This window comes from Kineococcus glutinatus (assembly GCF_039542765.1).
In the GTDB taxonomy this organism is placed as follows: domain Bacteria; phylum Actinomycetota; class Actinomycetes; order Actinomycetales; family Kineococcaceae; genus Kineococcus_A; species Kineococcus_A glutinatus.
This window is the reverse complement of record NZ_BAABIL010000491.1, coordinates 1-2,790: the sequence shown is the minus strand read 5'-3', so window position 1 is coordinate 2,790 and position 2,790 is coordinate 1. Positions and strand designations below refer to the sequence as shown.

Below are 2,790 nucleotides of genomic sequence, written 5' to 3'. Positions count from 1 at the left end.
CGGGGACGGCGGCGGAGCCGATGTGCTCCACCCCCCGGCACGAGCTCCCCGCGGCGCGCGCGATCCGGGCGGCGAGCCGCACGGCCTGCGCCGCCCACGACGTCCGGTGCTCCACCAGGCGCAGCGGCGGCCCGTGCACCCGCCGGCCCGCCCGCAGGTTCGCCTCGAACGGCACCAGCCGCTCGTGCCACGACGCGTCCACCTGCGCCAGCAGCGCCGCCGGTGGGCCGGTGTTGTCCAGGACGGCGTCGGCGGCGGCCAGCCGCTGCCCGTCGCCGGCCTGCGCGGCGATGCGGGCGGCGGCGTCGGACTCGGTCATTCCCCGGTCGGCGACCAGCCGCCGCAGCCGCAGCCCGGCGTCGGCGTGCACGACCAGCACGAGGTGGAAGTCGGGGGCCATGCCGTTCTCCACCAGCAGCGGCACGTCCTCCACGACGACGGCGTCGTCGGCGGCCGCCGCGACCAGCTCCGCCCGGCGGCGCGCGACGAGCGGGTGGACGATCGCGTTGAGCCGCTCGCGCTGGGCGGGATCGGCGAAGACGACGCGCCCCAGCGCCGGGCGGTCCAGCTCGCCGGCCGGGGTCAGGACACCGGGCCCGAACGCCTCGGCGACCGCGGCCAGGCCGGGCGTGCCGGCGGCGACGACCTCCCGGGCCACGACGTCGGCGTCGACGAGGACCGCGCCCAGCTCGCGCAGCCGCCGTGAGGCGGTCGACTTGCCCGCCCCGTTCCCGCCCACGAGCCCAACCCGCAGCACGCGGGAAGCCTAGGCGCACCCGGCGCCCGGCACCCGGCCGTGCCGGACGCCGGTGCCGCACGCCGGTGCCGTCGGGCGGCGGTGACGGACGACCCCGGACACGGGCGAGGGCCCGGCCGGATCCCCGGCCGGGCCCCCGCCCGCGATGTGGCGCGCAGGTCAGCGCACGCCGCCGCGCCGCTTGTTCCAGACGTCGAAGGCGACGGCCAGCAGCAGCACGAGGCCCTTGATGACCTGCTGCAGGGACTGGTCGACGTTCAACAGCTGCATGCCGTTGGAGATGACGCCGACGAGCAGGGCGCCGACCATCGCGCCGGGGATCGTGCCCACCCCGCCGGTGACCGCGGCGCCGCCGATGAAGGCCGCGGCGATCGCGTCGAGCTCGAAGCTGTTGCCCGCGCTGGGCTGGGCGCCGTTGGAGCGGGAGGAGAAGATGACGCCCGCGACGGCGGCGAGGAAGCCCATGTTGACGAACAGCCAGAAGTTGACCATGCGGACGTTGACGCCGGACAGCTGCGCGGCGGAGAGGTTGCCGCCGATGGCGTAGACCTGCCGGCCGAACACCGAGGACTTCATCACGACGGAGTAGCCCAGGATCAGCACCGCGAGGATGATGAGCACGACCGGCAGGCCGCGGCTGGTGGCCAGCAGCCACGCGAAGGCCATGACGACGGCGGCGACGGCGACGAGGCGCAGCACGAACAGCGGCATCGCGTCGACGGTCTGCTCGTAGCGGATGCGGGCGCGGCGGGTGCGGAACTGGCTGACGGCGTAGCCGGCCACCGCGAAGGCGCCGATGAACAACGTGAAGGCGTCGTAGCCGTTGCCCCCGAGCAGACCGTTGAGGAACCCGGTCGCGATCTTGGTGTACTCCGCGGGGAACGGCGAGAGGGAGACGTTGTCGAGGACGTAGAAGGTCAGGCCGCGGAAGAGCAGCATGCCCGCCAGCGTCACGATGAAGGCGGGGATGCCCACGAAGGCGACCCAGAAACCCTGCCACGCGCCGATGAGGAGGCCGACGCCGAGGGCGGCCGCGACGCCGACCCACCACGGCTGCCCGGAGCCGATGACGAGTTTCGCCGAGACCGCGCCGGTGAGCGCGACCACCGAGCCGACGGAGAGGTCGATGTGCCCGGCGACGATGATCATGAGCATGCCGATGGCGAGCACCAGCACGTAGGAGTACTGCAGCACGATGTTCGTGACGTTGCCCGGGCTCAACGACAGCCCATCGGTGAGGAGCGCGAAGAGCAGGACGACCACCACGAAGGCGATGTAGATGCCGCTGGTGCGCAGGTTGGCGGCCATCGCCACGAACGGGTTGGCACTGCCGGTGTGCGGTGTGTGGCCCTGCGGGCCGGCCGGCGGCCGGCTCGTGGCGACGTCGGGGTTCGCGCTCATGCGGACTGCTCCTGGGTGTTCGCGCTGGGGTGGGTGGCGCTGGGGCTGATCGCGTTCGGGGCGGTGGGGCCGGGGGCGGCGGTGGTGGCCCCGGCCGACCGCTCCTTGGTCATGAGGGCCATCAGGCTCTCCTGGGTGGCCTCGCCGCGGGGCAGCTCACCGGTGATCCGGCCGGCGGAGAGGGTGTAGATGCGGTCGCAGATGCCGAGCAGCTCGGGCAGCTCGGAGGAGATGACGATGACCGCCTTGCCGGCCGCCACGAGGCGGTTGATGATCGTGTAGATCTCGTACTTGGCGCCGACGTCGATCCCGCGGGTGGGTTCGTCGAGGATCAGCACGTCGGGGTCGGCGAAGATCCACTTCGAGAGGACGACCTTCTGCTGGTTGCCGCCGGAGAGCTTGCCGGTGACGGACATCACGGTCGGGGCCTTGATGTTCATGCTGCGCTTGCTCTGCTCGGCGACGCGGATCTCCTCGTGGGAGTTGACGAAACCCGCGGAGGCGAGCTTGCCGAGCGCCGAGGCCGAGATGTTGCGCTTGATGTCGTCGATGAGGTTGAGGCCGTACTTCTTGCGGTCCTCCGTGGCGTACGCGATGCCGTGGCGGATCGCCTCCCGCACGGAGCGGGCCTG

Annotated in this window: 3 protein-coding genes; all 3 read right to left on the bottom strand. The window is 72.8% G+C overall.

Annotated features, from left to right (window positions below; all coding sequences use genetic code 11):
• On the bottom strand, nucleotides 1-757 hold a 757-nt coding region (gene coaE, locus ABEB16_RS16860), incomplete at its 3' end, for a dephospho-CoA kinase (RefSeq protein WP_345713383.1).
• Nucleotides 758-916: 159 nt separating this feature from the next.
• Nucleotides 917-2,158 (bottom strand): multiple monosaccharide ABC transporter permease, encoded by a 1,242-nt coding sequence (gene mmsB / locus ABEB16_RS16855; RefSeq protein WP_425560232.1) that lies wholly within the window; start codon nucleotides 2,156-2,158, stop codon nucleotides 917-919.
• The coding region (locus ABEB16_RS16850; protein ID WP_345713382.1) for an ATP-binding cassette domain-containing protein at nucleotides 2,155-2,790 on the bottom strand (636 nt) is incomplete at its 5' end. The genes ABEB16_RS16850 and mmsB, both read right to left, overlap by 4 nt.